This window comes from Ruegeria sp. CK1, assembly GCF_056536545.1.
In genome coordinates, this window is sequence record NZ_JBQFPX010000001.1 from 1 (window position 1) to 16,950 (window position 16,950).

18 protein-coding genes are annotated in these 16,950 nt (G+C 51.8%); 8 read left to right on the forward strand and 10 right to left on the reverse strand.

Going from position 1 to position 16,950, the window contains the following annotated elements; translation table 11 throughout:
• Positions 1–224: 224 nt before the first annotated feature.
• On the reverse strand, positions 225–668 hold the full coding sequence (locus tag ACR0L3_RS00005; protein ID WP_480742672.1) for an ester cyclase: 444 nt from the start codon (positions 666–668) through the stop codon (positions 225–227).
• Between the two features lie 80 nt (positions 669–748).
• Positions 749–1,336 carry an amino acid synthesis family protein gene (locus ACR0L3_RS00010; RefSeq protein ID WP_480742674.1) on the reverse strand — a complete coding sequence of 196 codons (588 nt, stop codon included), beginning with the start codon at positions 1,334–1,336 and terminating at the stop codon, positions 749–751.
• Positions 1,337–1,768: 432 nt separating this feature from the next.
• Here ACR0L3_RS00010 and ACR0L3_RS00015 point away from each other — a divergent pair, with 432 nt between their 5' ends.
• A complete protein-coding gene (locus ACR0L3_RS00015; RefSeq protein ID WP_480742676.1) occupies positions 1,769–2,707 on the forward strand; it encodes a helix-turn-helix domain-containing protein in 939 nt (312 codons plus the stop codon).
• Between the two features lie 139 nt (positions 2,708–2,846).
• On the opposite strand, the gene ACR0L3_RS00020 is transcribed toward ACR0L3_RS00015, so the two are convergent.
• Positions 2,847–3,332 (reverse strand): GNAT family N-acetyltransferase, encoded by a 486-nt coding sequence (locus tag ACR0L3_RS00020; RefSeq protein ID WP_480742678.1) that lies wholly within the window; start codon positions 3,330–3,332, stop codon positions 2,847–2,849.
• 244 nt (positions 3,333–3,576) lie between these two features.
• Between ACR0L3_RS00020 and ACR0L3_RS00025 the strand changes: the two genes are divergently transcribed.
• Both ACR0L3_RS00025 and ACR0L3_RS00030 read left to right on the forward strand, forming a co-directional pair.
• On the forward strand, positions 3,577–3,933 hold the full coding sequence (locus tag ACR0L3_RS00025) for a YybH family protein (protein WP_480742679.1): 357 nt from the start codon (positions 3,577–3,579) through the stop codon (positions 3,931–3,933).
• Between the two features lie 249 nt (positions 3,934–4,182).
• Positions 4,183–5,925: an adenylate/guanylate cyclase domain-containing protein gene (locus tag ACR0L3_RS00030; protein WP_480742680.1), complete on the forward strand. Its 1,743-nt coding sequence runs from the start codon at positions 4,183–4,185 to the stop codon at positions 5,923–5,925.
• A gap of 129 nt (positions 5,926–6,054) precedes the next feature.
• Here the strand turns inward: ACR0L3_RS00030 and ACR0L3_RS00035 are convergent, their stop codons facing one another.
• From ACR0L3_RS00035 to ACR0L3_RS00050, 4 genes are all read right to left on the reverse strand, one after another.
• Complete coding sequence (locus tag ACR0L3_RS00035; protein ID WP_480742682.1) at positions 6,055–7,734, reverse strand: adenylate/guanylate cyclase domain-containing protein; 1,680 nt, start codon at positions 7,732–7,734, stop codon at positions 6,055–6,057.
• 272 nt (positions 7,735–8,006) lie between these two features.
• The gene (locus ACR0L3_RS00040; RefSeq protein ID WP_480742683.1) at positions 8,007–8,930 is read right to left on the reverse strand and encodes an alpha/beta hydrolase; all 924 of its coding nucleotides are present in this window, start codon (positions 8,928–8,930) and stop codon (positions 8,007–8,009) included.
• Between the two features lie 325 nt (positions 8,931–9,255).
• The gene (locus tag ACR0L3_RS00045; protein WP_480742684.1) at positions 9,256–10,341 is read right to left on the reverse strand and encodes an ABC transporter substrate-binding protein; all 1,086 of its coding nucleotides are present in this window, start codon (positions 10,339–10,341) and stop codon (positions 9,256–9,258) included.
• Positions 10,342–10,452: 111 nt separating this feature from the next.
• Positions 10,453–11,355, reverse strand: a complete 903-nt coding sequence (locus tag ACR0L3_RS00050) for a LysR family transcriptional regulator (protein WP_480742686.1) — start codon at positions 11,353–11,355, stop codon at positions 10,453–10,455.
• Positions 11,356–11,438: 83 nt separating this feature from the next.
• Between ACR0L3_RS00050 and ACR0L3_RS00055 the strand changes: the two genes are divergently transcribed.
• Positions 11,439–11,921, forward strand: a complete 483-nt coding sequence (locus tag ACR0L3_RS00055; protein ID WP_480742688.1) for a luciferase domain-containing protein — start codon at positions 11,439–11,441, stop codon at positions 11,919–11,921.
• A 157-nt stretch (positions 11,922–12,078) separates the two neighbouring features.
• Here the strand turns inward: ACR0L3_RS00055 and ACR0L3_RS00060 are convergent, their stop codons facing one another.
• Positions 12,079–12,807 (reverse strand): hypothetical protein, encoded by a 729-nt coding sequence (locus ACR0L3_RS00060; protein ID WP_480742689.1) that lies wholly within the window; start codon positions 12,805–12,807, stop codon positions 12,079–12,081.
• Positions 12,808–13,419: 612 nt separating this feature from the next.
• Between ACR0L3_RS00060 and ACR0L3_RS00065 the strand changes: the two genes are divergently transcribed.
• From ACR0L3_RS00065 to ACR0L3_RS00080, 4 genes are all read left to right on the forward strand, one after another.
• Complete coding sequence (locus tag ACR0L3_RS00065) at positions 13,420–14,208, forward strand: hypothetical protein (RefSeq protein WP_480742691.1); 789 nt, start codon at positions 13,420–13,422, stop codon at positions 14,206–14,208.
• A gap of 47 nt (positions 14,209–14,255) precedes the next feature.
• Positions 14,256–14,393, forward strand: a complete 138-nt coding sequence (locus tag ACR0L3_RS00070) for a hypothetical protein (protein ID WP_170567617.1) — start codon at positions 14,256–14,258, stop codon at positions 14,391–14,393.
• A complete protein-coding gene (locus tag ACR0L3_RS00075) occupies positions 14,393–15,082 on the forward strand; it encodes a hypothetical protein (RefSeq protein WP_480742693.1) in 690 nt (229 codons plus the stop codon). The genes ACR0L3_RS00070 and ACR0L3_RS00075 overlap by 1 nt, the downstream gene beginning before the upstream one ends.
• Positions 15,083–15,156: 74 nt before the next feature.
• Positions 15,157–15,405, forward strand: a complete 249-nt coding sequence (locus ACR0L3_RS00080; protein WP_039524390.1) for a ParB N-terminal domain-containing protein — start codon at positions 15,157–15,159, stop codon at positions 15,403–15,405.
• Here the strand turns inward: ACR0L3_RS00080 and ACR0L3_RS00085 are convergent.
• Positions 15,397–16,368 carry a fatty acid desaturase gene (locus tag ACR0L3_RS00085; RefSeq protein ID WP_480742694.1) on the reverse strand — a complete coding sequence of 324 codons (972 nt, stop codon included), beginning with the start codon at positions 16,366–16,368 and terminating at the stop codon, positions 15,397–15,399. The two genes, ACR0L3_RS00080 and ACR0L3_RS00085, sit on opposite strands and share 9 nt — an antisense overlap.
• Before the next feature lie 114 nt (positions 16,369–16,482).
• A complete protein-coding gene (locus ACR0L3_RS00090) occupies positions 16,483–16,689 on the reverse strand; it encodes a cold-shock protein (protein ID WP_480742695.1) in 207 nt (68 codons plus the stop codon).
• Positions 16,690–16,950 lie beyond the last annotated feature (261 nt).

Sequence of the window (16,950 nt, forward strand, 5' to 3'; positions counted from 1 at the left end):
ACCGCAATGCGGCGAGTTGGTTTGTGTGTCATAGTCGAAACCTAGTCGAGTACCCGCGCATCGTCTACGGCACTGTTGAAATGCCCGCTTTGATGCCGTCACGACGGCTACAGGGAAACTCGAACCTTAGGCTCAGACGCGCCAAGTTCTGCAACGCGGACGAAGCTGCCATCCGAGAAAAGAGACCTTTGAATTTGGCTTTAACCGAAGCTCGACTTAGCGTCCTATTCGACCAGTCCAAGTTGTCGCACAATGGTGGCGCTGTCATAGTAGTCACGTCCCTCAACCACCTTCCCGTCCTTAACACGCATCACCGAGCAGTAGCGGACTTCGGCCCGCCTTCCAGTTGGTGGGAAATCTCCGAGGTTTGAGCGTAGTGTACCGGTGTGCGTGCCCGTGTTTCGGAACTCGACAGTAGCCCATTCGCCGCATTGGCTGACCACGACATTCTCAACCTTGCACAGCCCATCTGGGAAAGCCTCGCGCCAGCGGCGGTAGTCTGCTTTGTATGCTTCCTTTCCGGGAAGTTTCTCGCCACGCGCGATGTCCTCAAAGTCGCAATCCTCAGCAATTACAGCTGCGCCTCGGTCGGGGTCACGCATATCCCATGACTCGTGAAACTGCCGAACTATTTTCTCCGTGGGGTGCATTGCTTTGATACCTCTCATTTAAGTGTGGGCAGTGTGCACACGCACTTAAACCGACCATTCGAAGACCACTCATGGGAAGAGAATGGCAAAAGAAACTTCTATGTTTTAATGGGTCCACTTCCGCATCTCGGGATGGGACGACCGCGATCAGCATATGCCAAAAACATGACTATTTCTTCGGGACGCGGCCCATCCGGTACACAAAGCGTCATTGTATCGAAATGATCAAAGGACCAGGGGTTGTCCTTGTGGCCAAGCGGCAAATCGATAGAAGTTCCAGCCGTTCCAATTTTTACGTTGGATGGAATTACGGCGTCGCCCCCATTAGCAGCGGCTCGCATAGGAGCGCCGAGTCTGGGATGTATGACTGCGCCACCGTGCTCCATATCTCCAGAAACCCCAACAATCGCGGCCTTCCCATAAGATACCGGCGCTCCTTTAAGCTGCGAAACGGCTTGTTCAGCGAGTTGTTGTCCAAGTTCAGCCCCGATCTCAAAAAGCGATGCTAGGTCAGCTTCGAAACGGCCTGCCATCGGGTTTCGAAAAACTGCGGCAGCCGCAACGCGGCACACTTCCTCACATGGCTCACCGAAAGCATCAGACGTCACATGCTCCCGCACTATGATGGTTTTGCGTGCCTCGACCATGATTTCCCCCATTTCTTCGTCGAGGTATACTGCTGACAAATCGACCGTGCGTCGACTTCGAATTTTGCTCTTTGTACATCGAGTGATAAGTTCCCGAAGTCTGCCTCCGGGGTATTTTGGGGCCGTTCGCTCAACAGCGAAGGATGTCTTTTCTGCGGACAAAGCGGTTCAAAAGAGCATTGCAAGCTGACCGATTTTGTTGAGTCCCGATCTCATGATCGACTTCCATAAAACTCTATTTTCTTGCCACTTTTGCTCGTCGCCCACGACCTTTTCGACCACGCGGTCCCGAAAAACATAGCATTTCAAAGAGCGACGCAAAGGGTATCGTCCAGTAGGGCATGGTCTTTCTCCAAAACAAAGTTCGATAAATCACAAGCTGCCCGAGCCCGTGGCTGAAACCCACTGACCACAATCGTAAAGACCTGTAAGAAACCCGTAAGTAGCTTGGGTAAGGCGTGGAATTTTGGCATGCTGGCGCTGTTGAACCCAACAGTTCCCAAGACCAAAATGAAAAATTGGACGTCTCTTTTTGCTCAGAAACTACGCTCCCATCGAATTGGCAGCGGTCGCCATGGCCGTATGACTCAAGAAGAATTGGCGGTGAAGCTCAACGTAAGTGTTGACGCCATTAGCAAATATGAGCGCTCGCTGTCGTATATCCGTGGTGACCTTGAGTACCAGCTGCAAGAAAAGCTCGGTTGGAGCTTGGAGGATGTGGTCGCTTGCCGAGAGGATTGGGAGGTCGGGCGAGCGCAACATTCAGGGTCTGCCTATCGTTTGTTAAACAATCAGGAAGTAATCGACGAATTCGGTGGCTCCTCATCGGCGGTAACACAAGCCGTGGCATGCATGGAGGTGGATGATGGAGATGGTTTGCCCGGTGGCTTTTCGGCCGCTGACACGGTGTGGCGTGATATACAAAAATCGGGCCTTTTGTCAGGGCCCTATGTAATGCTTGGGTCGAAAATTGTTGGACACGTTGGATTGATTTTTCCAAAGTCTGATCCCGAAAAGAGTTTCTATGAACTTCTGTTTGATGAAGCGGAGCTTACGCCGGATCTTCTAAAACGTCCTTTGCTACCAGGGGACTACTTTGCATATTGTCCAGCGATTTATGTTGCGCGTGGTCATGAGAATGCAACTCGCTTGCTCCTATCAGGTTTTGTTGCAGAGTTGGAAGAGCTTCTCGAAAGGGAGATCTTTGTACGTGAGATTGGGGCAATCTCAGTGAACGGTCTTGGAACTCAATTGTGCGAGGACCTCGGCCTCGAGTTTCTTGGAGCTCATAAGCGATACGCAGGTTTCGGGGTCTGGACTTTAAATTGCTCGGATATCGCCAACTCAATTGTTGGACGTCGAAGTGCAAAACTTCGAGATGCCTATCTAAGTACACTCCCGCAAAGTTGACACTGAAAATTTCCAGTTTCGCTTTGTGATCGGTGCCGCCATTCGCTGCATACGGCGTGAATAACTGCAATGCGGACGAAGCTGCAGTTCGGTGTATGATGGCGGATGCCCGCTAACCGTGGCTCAAACAGCCAACGTTTTAAAGTTTCATGGACATTTCGTGCCAAGTCATTCCACCATGATCAGAGATTGATGGATGAAGATAGTTGTACCCAAATCTCTGATAAAGCGGGACGTGATGCTCTTTGCACATAAGGTAGATCGCGGATTTGCCCATTTTTCTCATGCGGTCGACGAATTCAGTCATCAATACCCGAGATAGGCCTTTCCCCTGATGCGCCGGATCTAGGACGACAGACATAATAACGACATTTGGCGCGTCGGGATCATGCCCCAGAAGCTCTTTGAAATCCTCATCAGACAGTTCGACATCGTACGCACATCCGCAATTCACAAAGCCAACAATTTCGCCTTCGACCTCAAGAACGAGGAAACCATTGGGATAGACCTCAATTCTCTTTGCTATCTTTTCGAAGGTAGCCGCTTCGTCGCCTTCATAGGCATCAGTCTCGATCTCAAAGCATCGAACTGCATCAGAGGGTTGTGCGCTTCGAAATCTACTCATGCAATTACACTATGAACGATGGGGTAGGTTGTATAGCCACCGTTGGTTCTTCTCGCAACAGTGCTCAAACTGGCCTCGATACACACGTTCGCCGAAGTTTTGCGAATGATCGTTATGCGGCTCGTTGTAAAAGGCCATTGGTATGGCAGCCTAACCCTCATTGTGCTGTATTGGCGAGACGGAAAAAGTCCAAAATCATTCGCTTATGTTTTGCAGAAAAGGAACCTCCATGGATATGAGGCAAATGCTCGAAGACTTTGATGAATCCTACAACCAAGCCTTCAATCGAGGTGACGCTGCCGGCTGCGCCGCATTTTTTACGGAAGACGTTATGCTTCTAGCACCAGGCGAACCGATGCTGCGTGGCCGAGAGGCATTCATCAAATCTTATCAATCTCGCATAAAACAAAATACTGGCGGAACGCATACTAATGAACTGATCGATTTTGGCGTCGATGGCGATACGGCGTATCAGGTGGGGTCTTTTGCCATTTCGGATTCCGACCCGCCAGAGAAGGGCAAGTTTGTCAATGTTCTGAAACGTCAAACGGATGGGAATTGGAAAGTCTACATTTCCATCTTCAACAGCGATCAACCCTAATATAGCCGACCAAACCGTAAGGTTCACTTGGCACTAACGCTTAACATTTTCTAGTTTGCGTGATGGCAGCCTGAAGGTGGCCATTAACTCGAGATTTAGCATGTGACGCATAGGGTTCGATATGGGCGGTCGGTGAATTTCGCTCACTGTATGCATCGCGGACAAAGCCAACCTTCGGTCCGATCCTAACTTTTCAGTTTCGGATAGCCCAATCCCTCCACACAAGGTATGCAGAGTAAGGAGGAACTCGTGGAGCGAAAGCTGGCAGCAATTCTGGTGGCTGACATGGTCGGCTACACCAGTCGAATGGAACAAGACGAAGCTGGTACGCTTGCCAAATTGTCTTCCCACATAGATGAAGTCGTTTCGCCTTTGATTAATCGGCACCGAGGGCGGCTTGTCAAACTTATGGGCGATGGCCTGTTGGCCAGTTTCGATAGTGCCGCGGACGCGGTGTCCTTTGCCGTTGACTGGCAACAGAAGCCCTCGGAAGACCCAGTCCCCCTGATTTTTCGCATCGGTATCAATCTCGGTGATATCATCATGCAAGAGGGCGACGTTTTTGGAACAGGTGTTAATCTTGCCTCGCGCCTGCAGCAACTTGCCCCTCCCGGAGGCGTTCTTGTTTCCGATGCCACCTATCGCGTGGTTGGCAACCGTGTTCCGGTCGATTGGGAGGACGCAGGTACGCATTCTATTAAGAATATTGTTGAGCCAGTCCGCGCGTGGCGCATAGCAGGAGTAAACCACGCGATCGCTGAACCTAAGCAACAAGAAGTGCAGCGCAAAGCCACCATTGCAGTTTTACCTTTACACAGCATGAGCGAAGACCCTGAGCAGACTTTCTTCAGCGACGGTATCGCAGAAGACATCATTACCGGTCTGTCCCGCTTTCGCACGCTTCAGGTTGTTTCCAGAAACGCCTCATTCCGTTTTAGAGGTCAGCACACTGATCCGGGGGTAATTGCAACCGCATTGGGCGCCGATTACCTTGTTGAGGGCAGTGTTCGAAAAGCGGGTAGTAGGGTAAGGGTCTCCGTGCAGCTCGCGGATGCTGTTTCAGGCTCGCAGCTGTGGTCGGAACGATATGACCGCGAACTGGAAGATATTCTGTCCGTTCAAGACGAGATAGCCCGCAACATCGTGGCCGTTCTTCCGGGGCGGGTGCAACATGACGTAGTTGACCGATCAGCGCAGAAACCGGCAGACGAAATGAAGGCCTATGAGTTGATGCTTAGAAGTAAAGCTCTGCGGGATGGTCTGAATGCTAGAGACACGGCCAAAGCGCGCGTTTTGTTGGAACGGGCGATCGCCCTCGATCCGTCTATCGCTCGATCTTACATGTACCTTGCCGACACCTATGTTATTGATCTTTGGCTGGGTTTGGCTGAGCCCGACGCAGCTGAACACACCTTACATATTGCCCGAAAGGGCGCTGCGTTGGATAATCGGGACGTCTATATACAAGATCAACTGGGTTTTGCTTATCTTTGCGCAGGGCTTTGGGCAGAAGCCGACGCTCAATTTGAAAAAACACTTTCGCAGATAGAAAATGAAGCTGAATCTATGGCTTGGTGCGGTTATGCTTTTCTTTTGTTGGGGCGGCACGAGAAAGCAAGGGAAGTCGTATCGGAAGCGATGCGATTGGATCCGTTACACCCTCCTGCCATCGATTGGATTATGGGACAAATCGAGTTCTTCTGCGGAAACTTCGAAGCAGCTGTCGGCTTGTTGATGGGAGAGGCGCGGCTCAACTCATTGGCTGCAGCGTTCGTGACAGCATCTTATGCGCATTTGGATCGGCAACTGGAGGCGGCGGCGGCCCTTCAGGAATTTATTGCTGAACGCCGTGATGAATTTGGAAGCCGGGGTATCGAGTTGACGGAGGAAAACATTTCCACTCTGGCACGCGGTTTCAAACACATGTGGCGGCAACCGGGCGATTTTGAAGCTCTGGCCAACGGCCTTCGTAAAGCCGGTTTGTTTGCTTGACACACTCCGCAGACAATTCGTTGCGCTACTCACCAAAACATCGTTGAATACTTTGGGTTGCAAGTGGAGATTCGCCGAACCACGATCGAATGTCCGTGGTAAGGAAAAAATTGAACGGGTACTTCTACGCTAAAACTCCGCCTTTGAGAGCGCCGAGCGCAGTCGCTTCCTGTTTCGCTCACTCTTCAACCCAAAGGATGACACTAATGTGTTGACCGAGAATTTACTGTCCCGTGCCTTTGCGATACTGGCCACTGCTTTTGCCGCTTCAACGGCGCCGCTTTCCACATTGCAGACAGCCAGCAAGGGGCGACCTGCATAGAAATCCGGTTGGCGCGCCACGATGGCTTCTGCTTCTTCGCGGGCGCTAGAAACTTCGCCGGTAAACAGTAAGCTGAGAATTTTAATCATGGAAAACCAACCCGGATAATTCTCGATCTCCGATGTTGCTTTACGAATCTCAGTCAGAGCCTCTTCACTGCGATCCGCCATAAATAACGCATAGGCCACTGTCGCTCGCGTTGCCGGGTTCGACGGTTCACGCGCCAGACCTTCGTTGGCCGCCGCGACTGCGCCGTCGTGATCGTTCCTAGCGATACGGATTGCCCGAAGCAAAGAATACGGTCTGCTATCATCTTCTTCAGAAGCTGCTAGAGCGATAGCGAAATCGTCTTCGGCCGCTGCAATGAGTTGCTCAGCGCGTTCCGGTGACCAGAGTGCAATGCGCGCTCGGCAATAAGACCTCGCGATGCGCGGTGTCGGAAACTCGGGATCACGTTCCAGTGCCTCCGTCCAGATACGAATACATTTTTCCATCGCATCCGGGGAGTATTTTTGGAATTCAGTAAACGCTCTTGCACTAAGGCGCCAAGCTTCGAAATTGTGAGTGCCCTGTTGCCAACGGTTCGTATAGCTGCCAGCGCCAAGGGTTGTATGCACGTCGATAACAATTTTTTGCGCGAGATCATCCTGGAGTTCGAACAAGTCTCTCCCAGATCGATCATAGCGCTGCGCCCAGACCTGCACGCCAGAAAACTGATCGACTAGCATGCATTGGACCCGCACGCGCGCTCCCGCGGAGCGGATACTACCACTCAGCCGATAACGTGGCGGCTCCAAACTGCGGCTCTCGTCAACCACGATAAGCTGTGCAACCGTACCAATTGCTATTGCGATGTCCTCGCCCAGACCGCTGGACAGCTCTTCCATCCCATTCTGGATGGAGCCATGTCGAAACGGAGTGATCGCAATGGTTGGCTTCACCTCCAATGCACGCATATCAACACTGCTATCGCTTCTGGTCCGCCACCGATACACTCTAATAGGCTTTTCTATATTCCTAACCTTGTACGGACCACTATCGGCAAACTCATGTGCTCGCTTCGGACCTAGGCCCTCATAAGCCAGCGCAGAAATGCACAAGCCATCAGGGTCCGCCAGCCCTTCCAGTCGCGCAGCAATATTGACACCCTCTCCATGAACGTCACCATCTTGCACGATAACATCCCCAAGGTTCACACCTACTCGCAGGTGTATACGCTGCGCTTCGGGCAACATCTCTTCCTGTTCCCTGTTCAGACGCAATATGTCTGTCGCAGCCTGAACCGCATTCACCACCGACGGAAACTCGGCCAATGCACCATCGCCAAGGTACTTGACGACACGCCCCTCACGCGCCGCCACGTTGGGAGCGATGATCTTGTCCTGCAACGACATAATTCGCTCATGCATACCTTCTTCATCGGCAGCCGTCAGCTCGGCTGAACCGACAATATCAAGAACGAGCACAGCAGCTAGGCGACGTTTCAAGTGATACCTCCTGATTCTTTCAATGCTAACTTGGAAAATCTGCAATGTCTCATGCGGCATATGTGCGGTACGCACATCTGCTAGCACTGGCAAAACTAAACTTCTGCATTGGGCTCGAAGCAGACCTTCGCTGCAACTTGATTGAACGTCTACTTTGAGGACGAAGCAGACATTCGCGTCTTACAACCCAATGACTGCTGTTGTGCCTTCCTCGCATTTATCTCGAGCTTCGGCTTGAAACGAAGAGCATCAATTCAAGGAAACCGAACGTTCTAGACCTTCTGGCTGGCAACCTGTTTCCTAATGAAAGCACCAATCTCCTCTACAGAGTCGTCTGCCTCGGGGCATCGTCCAACGTTCAAGTGCCAAACGTGGGTTCGTCCTTTGAACTTCGGGACTTCAGTTGTGACGCCTTGATCTCGTAGACGATTGGCAAGGGCCTTCGAGTCGTCAACCAGTATTTCGGTTTCGTCCACATGAAGCAGGCAGGGTGGTGCACCGACGAAGGTGCCAAGCACAGGCGAAACTTCGGGGTCGCTTGGATCGTGTCCGCCAAGATAGGCATCTTTGCCTCGAACAATCCAGCGCTTCGGGACCAAATGGTCGGAGCCCACATTCGTCTTGAGCGATGCATTGGTCAGCCGCAGGTCAGAGATTGGTGCAATTGCGGCAACTGCAACGGGTTTTCGCAATCCGCGGCTACAAATGCGATGCAACAAGGCGAACACCAAGTTGCCACCTGCGCTGTCACCGACAAGGCTGATAGGACCTGCATCGGGAGCAGCGCACAGCGCTTCATAAGCGAAAGTGGCTTGGTCAAGGGCTGTTGGAAAGCGATGTTCTGGGGCGAGCCCATAGTGAAGAAAATGCGCTCTTTGGTTTGCTGCTTTTCCAAGCTCAGAAACCAGATGCCGATAACCGCGTAAGTTGCCGATCATGAAAGCACCGCCGTGTAGATACAGCATACTACCGCCACTCGGTGTCGGGCCAACCTGACAAACTGTTGTGCGAACCGAGTCAGTACCAAGACCCAAATGACTCTCCGTCAGTCTTAAATCGCCGGGTGTCCTCAATGTGATTGCCGCGCTTAAATCAGCAATACGGCGCACCGTTGGCTGATGCGCGATCAAGGCGATTACTGGTTTTTGAACAAACCGTGCGTAGCCGTTCCAGAATTTCTGTTGACTTGAAAGCATAAGTCTTGGTCGCGCTAAAATTTACCGCTGTCAACAATCTCGCTGCTGGCGCTCATTCTGGCAGAAGACACTTGCTAGGTATGCAAATACGTCGAAATGGGCTCAAAGCAGTCTTTCGCTGCTTAGTGCATCAATGACCGCTGTGCGGACAGAGCCGCCATCTACTCAGCACAAGACAATTACCGCTCTCAGCCCGAACCGGACATTCGCAACTGGACTTTGCTATTTACAGAATGTGCAACGAAGCTGCAATTTTGGCTTTACGAAGTATCGAACTGACTGAAGGTGTGGGACCTCGTGATCGGTCCCACGCAATTTGAAATAGTCACTCTGGTTTGATGGTGTAGTCCAAATCAACCGCCTCAGGCCCATGTGCTGGTCCGATCAGCTGGCGCATTTGATCGCGGAACCGCTCGACCATCGGGCGTTTAAGCATCCAGCGGTGGAAGTCGCCTGGTGACGTGTTGTGACGAAGAACCGAACCATATTCACCTGGGGCCTCGACATCCATCCGCACGGGGAATTGCAGCCAGGTGCCCTGGAAGTTTTCTGATAACATCCAGTTCAGATAGAGCTTTGCTGCTGCTTTGTTCTTGGCTTGAACGGGAATGCCTGCGGTTTGGAACCAGGTCAGGAAATAGTCCTCTTCCGGCAGCATGAATTCGGTGTTGAGACCGGGGAAGTTCTCAAACGCCCAAAAGGTTGTGAAGCTTGCCGCATACCAACCATTGTTGACGGCGTGGTAAGGCATCGCGGTGCCGCGCGTCCAAACAGGCTCCTGTGCCACAAGTTTCTCAAGATAGTCCCAGCCATACGCTTCTTTGAGGTTCCAGAACTGATAGAGCACCGCGTCATCGTCATGCGGATAGGTCAGAATGATCTGCCCCTTGAGGCTTGGGTCAAGGTAATCCAGGGCATCCCGCGGCGGATTTTCAGAATCCACCATTTCGAGGTTCACGTAGTTGCTGAAGGTAACCCCATAAAGACCGATCCAGCGACCATGTGGGTCTTTGTGATCGGGATACACCTTGTCCCAATTTGCGGGTTTGTAGGAGTCCAGAAGCCCTCGCTCCATATAGTAATTGAAATCATGCAGGGTTTGGAACTGGATGACATCAGGGATTTTCTCTGCACCGCCAGCAGCGCGTGCATTATCGAAACGAGGCGCATGATTGATGCTGACATCCACGCTATGTGTCACCTTAAGGTCCGGGAACCGCTCCTTGAAGCGATCAAGATAGTAGTCGATTTGATTGGGCTCATCGCCGCCTGCGCGCAAGACGAACTCGCCACCTTCGGCCAACGCTTCTGCATAGAGCTGATCGAGCGTTTTGGTTTCGATATCCAGAGCATGTGCAGAGCTGCCAAACAGGCCGAGACTCAGCACCATTGCTGTCCTTACCATAGACATTGAGGTCCTCCATTTTGAACACTGTCAAAAAGGTGGGTTGCCGTGATGCACAGAAAATTGCCAAAGACTGCAAGTCAGCTTTGCAAAATAGCACAGATGGAAATGCGGCTTCTATGGCTTGCCTAAGATCTCATCGGTGATGTGCTTCGTGGCGAAGTCATAAAACGCATTCACCCGTGCACTTCGCCGCACATCCGGATGGGCCAAAAGCCACAGATGCCAGTTCGCGGTGTCATCGGGGTCGTGTACGCGCACAAGGCTCTCATGTTTTTCGCCGAGGTAGCAAGGCATGGCAGCAATACCGAAGCCAGCGTTCACCATGTCAAACACGCTCATCATCGTATTGAGCACTGTGGCTTTGGCCCGCTCATGCTTGCAGCGCAGGGTGATTTTGCTCATCGGCGATTGGTTAAGATCGTCGCCTAGCATAACCCAGTGATAGGTGTCGGGATCATTGTCTCGAATAATCTGCCAATAATCACGATGTGCATAAGTACCAAAAGACAACGCTGACAACTCCCGTCCAATCCAGTGCTCAGGAGGTGTGTTTGTTGGCCTAAGCGCAATATCTGCATCCCGCTGCATCAAGTCGAGGGCGCGCACATCGGACAACAGACGCAGTTCAACATCCGGGTACACAGACTGGAACTTGGCAAATACAGGGGCAAGGCAGTGCAGCAGCGAGTCCGTCGTTGTGACAGTTAGCGGGCCTTCCAATCGCAAATCCTGGCCGCCCAGTTCACGTTCAATCTCGTCCATGCCCTTGCAAAGTAGGATGGCGCGTTCATAGAAACACTGGCCTGCCGGAGTCATCACGTATCCACGTGGCAAACGTTCAAACAGGCGGACACCTAATCTTGCCTCCACAGCTTCGATGCGCCTGAATACCGTTGAGTGATTGACTCCTAGCATACGCGCAGCACCAGCAAGACTGCCAGCTTCACATACCGATAATAGGTAAGGCATGTCGGCCCATTCTAGTTTCTGATCAGCACGGGATCTCTGTGCATTCATGCAAAGCTCGCTTGCAATTTTACGAATTTTTTTTGCGAGGATACACGCATATCTTTGACCCAAGCAACAGTATGGAGCGGACAATGAATTCTCTTTTAAACCTGCCAATTCGCCCAGGGCCAGCACCGAAGACGCTCGGGCAACTCCCCCATTCGCAGCTAACCCAACATGGACCGGACGAAATCGTTGAGACTTTGCATGCCTGGTGCTTTGCGCTGCCGCACATCAACAACGAAGACAGCGGGATATCTGTCCCCGGATCGCGTGCCCTGATCTTGAGCGATGTAGTGCCGGGGAACCAAGCGGCCTTTATGATTGGGCGCGAGTTTGCGCATATCCACCCGAAACCCGACAATGGCAGCATGCACTTGGTGTTGCCGACCCAAGATGTGGCGGAGGTTAAACGGACGGGCTGGGGAGAAGACCATTATTTGGTGACACAAGGACAATGGCCCTCCGGTCTGGTTATGATCTTCTCGCCTCGCGACCAAAGCGAATTGAAAGCCGTGAAGCAAATCGTCGCTCGGTCCTATGAATTTGCAACCGGCACACAAGTCTCCATTTGAATAGCCGACATTCTTGCGCCATGCAGATTCTGGAACCATGGACTTGTAGTCGCTACTTGCCGCCTTCCGCATCAGTAACTGAAGGCAGCCCGAAGCGGACATTCAATTTTAGACTCGTAGCTTCCTAGATGAGCTAGGAGCGGGCTTTTGCACGAGGCTAAACCTTATACCAGTTTTCGACGTCTCGGGTAGCTTCCTCGGCTGTAAAAGCGGCCTCTACCTCTGCGATTACGCACCTTACTTCGTCCGGACTTGCACTGAGTTCTAAAATGCTCGACTCTAGATCATGGGCCGACCCAGCATTTGAATAAATCGTATCGACCCCAATTCTGATGGCGTTTCGGTGTTGCAGAAGGTGCTCAAAAAACCGCACATAGATCATCTCCTCGTACGGAGAATGACTGTCCGCTTCAGAGATCAAGCCCAATTCTGCGGCCTTGGCACACGTCAAACGCCAAGCCAGTTCCATTGTCGATGGAGGCGCATCTCTGGCCTCATCAGGATGTTTTGGGTTCGCAAACGTAGACCTTCGGACGGCTCCGAGATTGGCACGCAAGCTCTTTGTAGGAACGGGATAGATGAATGTGGTTTCCTCGGATGCTAAGGCTGGTTCAACCTGATCCGGCTGCGCCTGGATGAACTCGGAAAACCTGTTTCCGATGATAGGGACTTCTCCGACAATCAAGTCTGTGGGGTCGGTATTCTCCGCCAGCCATCGCGCAAGGGCTCTCCGACCCCACAGCCCGGCTGCCTTTCGGATCAACGGATGAGTTCCATCGGAAACATCTGGATATCTAGCGAGTAGATCTTCGGTCTGAAACGCCGCGAGACCTGTATCCCAACGCATAATATGCGCGCGACGTCCCAAGGAGACCGAAATGGACATCTGCTGACGCAACAGGAATGACTTTCCTGATGCTGGTAATCCAGTGAAGAAAACCATGCGGCAACGACGTGCAGCGTCGGCCAGGTGTCTTCCAATCTCAGTGTCCGCAAAACTGTCGATAGAAATTGCGAAGCTCCTAGTTCGGTGTCGGCAATGGGCTGGAGCGGCGAGCGTTCACCACCTCCAAGATTGTTGCCCAAGAAATCCGGCGCTTTCACAGATGAATTGTCAACCTAAATTGCCCCAAAGTGAACTTTGCCTCTCAGTTATTCTCTTAACCACCTAATAACTCGCCGGTCTCAAAAATTGACCATTCCGCAGCACACGCTTCTTGACGAGCGTGCGTCCTTGACTCTTCACAGACTAGGAACGACAAGAGTGTATTGGTAAAAAATTACTCGCCGCCGCGATGCTGCCGGTTACGATAATCCAATGGCCTTCAGACTAATTGTAGCATGTGCCTCAGCATAGGAACGGGTTCCGCTGGGGTCTTCGCTATGAGCTCGTTCCTCGCAAACATTCGCAACTGTCACCTGACGTGCTCCAGTCATCGCGTGACCTATGAAAGAAGGCGCCGTATGAACAGCACATGGCTCTTAAATTGCGTGCTTGATGCCCGATAGATCAGGTCTCAGGCTCCGTTTCGACCATTCATTCATCGTGTTTGCTCGCTGCATTCTTTGTTTGATCCCGACACTTTTGGTGTTTCTTGCAGGAACTCAGCTTCCCGCCCAGGTCGCGGGCAATGCCGATGGGTCTGTTTGTGACGAAGGTTTCGAAAACAAGAACGGATCCTGCCAAAGAACAGACTTACCAGAAAACGCATTTTTGACGGGTAGCGCCTATGGCAGCGGCTGGGAATGCAATCACGGTTTCCAGAATGTCGGAGAACTCTGTGAGGAAATAAGAGTTCCTGAAAATGCCTATCTTGCATCAACCGGAGATCAGTGGGAGTGCAATCGGCTGTTCCAGCGTGTTGGAGAAGAATGTGAAGAAGTGATTTCGCCTCAAAATGGGTACGTCGAAACCCGGTTTGGCGTGCAGGAAATACACTGCAACTGGGGATTTCGTATGGAGAACCAGGATTGTGTTGCAATAGAGGTCCCAGAAAACGGTCGTCTGAGCGACGGAGGAAGCTCGGATGGTTGGGTATGCCTCAGAGGGTACAGGGCAGCGGATAGCGGCTGTGAGCCTGTGGCCGTTCCACAGCATGCATACCTTGCGCCTGAAACCTACTCTGGATGGAAATGTGAACGTGGCTTTCGCGCAAACCAGGACAGTTGCGTTGCGATCCTAGTCCCTTCCAACGCTCATTTGAATCGAAGAGGTGATGGTTGGGAATGTAATCGGCCGTTCACAAGACAGAACGATAAGTGCGCCGAAAATATGCCGCGAAAATAGGTTCGCTGGAAATCAATATCGCCTGACAAATCCGGAAGGACCAAGCCGTGAACCATAACTCGATTGACGAAAACCTTGGCAAAATGCTCAAGGCCGAAAGGGCGCATCGCTGGTCCTACAGAGTAAAGATGTTTATCGCGTTATTGGTGTTTGTTGCGACCATAATTGTGGTGGTGTTTCTCTGATGCGCAAAAATGCCCCTCAAGTAACCCTTCACGGTTCAAAGATGTCAGCTCGTGGTCTGGAACAAAGAGCATTTCAGGATCGCAGTGTTCGTGAGTCGCGGAACGCTGACGTAGCAGGAGTGATTGAAGAAGAATTTGGAAAGTACTTGATTAAGGCCGGCATCCTGAGCGGTAACAGCGTTGCGCGCGCATTCCCCAAGCCACCGGCTAAAACGCAGACAATGATTGCTGATGCAGTCGGCGAAACACCAGCATTGGCCATCGAAGCATTAAAAGAAATTCTCGGTGAACGAGACAGGAAACGTAGCGGTCAACGCCGTTTGGAGGGAAACTCCGGCACCCTCGTTCCCAGTGAAAGAGAATATGCCGAGGCATTGCGACAGATTAGGCTCACCCCTGCGCAGGTCACTATGCTCAAAGCACTTACAATCGCAGGCAAGGACGGTCTGACCATTGGTCATTTGTCTCAGGCGGCCGGTTACAAATCGCGCGAGGCCTCCATCAAGGTTTTTAAGAAAATCGGACTATTGATCGCAGAATATCTGGAACTGGACCTACCCGAAGCCGGATCGGTGCAGAATGATGGCGCCGCTCAGGTCCTGGCGTTTTCTCACATCGAAAGTGACGATGAGCCAGCCACTTGGGTTATGCATCAGGAACTGCGCGACGCTGTTCGTTCGGTTCTATGACGCACGTTCCAACCCCCGCTTTTGCAACGAACTCTGAACCGGAACAATTGCACGAAAGGTTGCTCACGTAGCTTATGTTGGAGAAAAGACCATATCCGCTCGACCTGATCTATGTACCTGTGAAACGGGCGAAAACGCTTGATCAACAAAAAGTTCTGACGCTGGCCGAAGATATCCTGAAGAACGGCCAGAAGACCCCGATCCAAATACGCTCGGACAACAAGAGGTTCGTGCTGATTGAAGGCCTTCACCGATTAGAGGCCATTCGCGCCCTGGGCGGTGATACGGTCGAAGCCTATCTGGTACGCGCCAGACTACACTAAATGCCTTTTGGAATTGGCGTTCGACAAAGCCTCGGAAAATGTCAGCAGACGTTGACTTTTTTCATCCCAAAGATGCAATCGTGCACAATGAAAGCTCTCATATAGAGTAATACGCTGGCAATTTTCTAACGCAGAATGGTCACGCAAAACTTCGTTTAGCCGGTAAAACGGTATGCGGCTGGCAAGGTGGTGAACATGGTGTACGCCGATGTTAGCAGAGAACCACCGCAGGATGCCTGGTAGGGCATAGTGAGAACTTCCATAGAATGCGGCGTTCTGAAGGTTCCACCCCTCTTCCCGTTCCCAGGTCGTGTGTTCAAACTGGTGTTGAATATAGAAAAGCCAAATACCAATCGATGATGCGACAATCATGGTTGGTAGGAAAACATACGATAATACCTCAATGCCTCCGGCCCAAAAAACTAGGGCCAATACCCCTGCAATTGCAGCGTTTGTTCCCATCGCACTTGCCCAGTACAGCCAGCCCGAACGCATGAAACCAAGAGGTAAACGGTTTTGAATAAAGAACGTATAGATCGGCGCAACACCGAACAGGAAGACGGGGTTCCGGGTCAGACGATAAGCGGCACGCCCGAACCACTTCCGCTTCAGGTATTCTTCAGTGGTCAATGTAGGGATGTCACCCATACCACGCCGATCAAGGTTACCGGTTGAAGCGTGGTGAATCGCATGGCTTTGCCGCCAAACGTCATAGGGTGTCAGGGCAAGAACACCTAGAACCCGGCCGGTCCAATTGCAAACAGTGCGACTTCTAAAGAAAGATCCATGACCGCAATCATGCATAATGATGAAGATACGGACCAGAAATGCGGCATTCAGGACGGCCAGTAATAATGCGATCCAGACACTAAAAGAAAAAGCCATCCACGCTAGAGCCCATAGCGCGAATAAGGGGACAACGGTGATCGCAATTTCATAAATACTGCGCTTCGCATCGGGCACACGGTATTGCGCGAGCGCCCGCGTCCAGTCTTTTGGTTGCAACTTACTTGTTCTCCAACGGCGTTTAGTAACCCAGTGTGCAAACGGGCACCCAGAAAGGGTGCCCGAAAAAGGTCAGGCGAGTGCCAGATTGGCGGCGCTTTCGCGTCCGTCACGGCCAGCCTCGACGTCAAAAGTAACCTTTTGGCCGTCCTTCAATTCGCTGATGCCGGAACGTTCAACTGCTGAGATATGCACGAACACGTCGCGCTTGCCATCATCAGGCTCGATAAAGCCAAAACCTTTGGTTGAGTTGAACCATTTTACTGTGCCATTTGCCATGGTGGAAGTCTCCTAATTCGTGCCGCCCGCATCATTGCGGCGACTCGGCGTGGTCGGTCTGAATCGAAAGACTGAACGCCGAATTGGGGAGACAGCAGGTCGAAAAAGAAAAACGTAAGCCTCGTGTATATGGACTTCGACTACGCACGATACAAGACTTGATGCTTTGGCAGACAGCAGAGAATTTGAGCCTGTCTGGCTTAGAACTAGGCAAGTTGAGATCAAACCGTTGCTCTTCGATCCAAACTTGAAGGTGGCTTG

Coding starts and splice junctions, on each gene's coding strand:
- ACR0L3_RS00005 (WP_480742672.1), bottom strand. CDS start 668: ATGAGAGGTATCAAAGCAATGCACCCCACGGAGAAAATAGTTCGGCAG.
- ACR0L3_RS00015 (WP_480742676.1), top strand. CDS start 1,769: ATGCTGGCGCTGTTGAACCCAACAGTTCCCAAGACCAAAATGAAAAAT.
- ACR0L3_RS00020 (WP_480742678.1), bottom strand. CDS start 3,332: ATGAGTAGATTTCGAAGCGCACAACCCTCTGATGCAGTTCGATGCTTT.
- ACR0L3_RS00025 (WP_480742679.1), top strand. CDS start 3,577: ATGCTCGAAGACTTTGATGAATCCTACAACCAAGCCTTCAATCGAGGT.
- ACR0L3_RS00040 (WP_480742683.1), bottom strand. CDS start 8,930: ATGCTTTCAAGTCAACAGAAATTCTGGAACGGCTACGCACGGTTTGTT.
- ACR0L3_RS00045 (WP_480742684.1), bottom strand. CDS start 10,341: ATGTCTATGGTAAGGACAGCAATGGTGCTGAGTCTCGGCCTGTTTGGC.
- ACR0L3_RS00050 (WP_480742686.1), bottom strand. CDS start 11,355: ATGAATGCACAGAGATCCCGTGCTGATCAGAAACTAGAATGGGCCGAC.
- ACR0L3_RS00055 (WP_480742688.1), top strand. CDS start 11,439: ATGAATTCTCTTTTAAACCTGCCAATTCGCCCAGGGCCAGCACCGAAG.
- ACR0L3_RS00060 (WP_480742689.1), bottom strand. CDS start 12,807: ATGTCCATTTCGGTCTCCTTGGGACGTCGCGCGCATATTATGCGTTGG.
- ACR0L3_RS00065 (WP_480742691.1), top strand. CDS start 13,420: ATGCCCGATAGATCAGGTCTCAGGCTCCGTTTCGACCATTCATTCATC.
- ACR0L3_RS00075 (WP_480742693.1), top strand. CDS start 14,393: ATGCGCAAAAATGCCCCTCAAGTAACCCTTCACGGTTCAAAGATGTCA.
- ACR0L3_RS00080 (WP_039524390.1), top strand. CDS start 15,157: ATGTTGGAGAAAAGACCATATCCGCTCGACCTGATCTATGTACCTGTG.
- ACR0L3_RS00090 (WP_480742695.1), bottom strand. CDS start 16,689: ATGGCAAATGGCACAGTAAAATGGTTCAACTCAACCAAAGGTTTTGGC.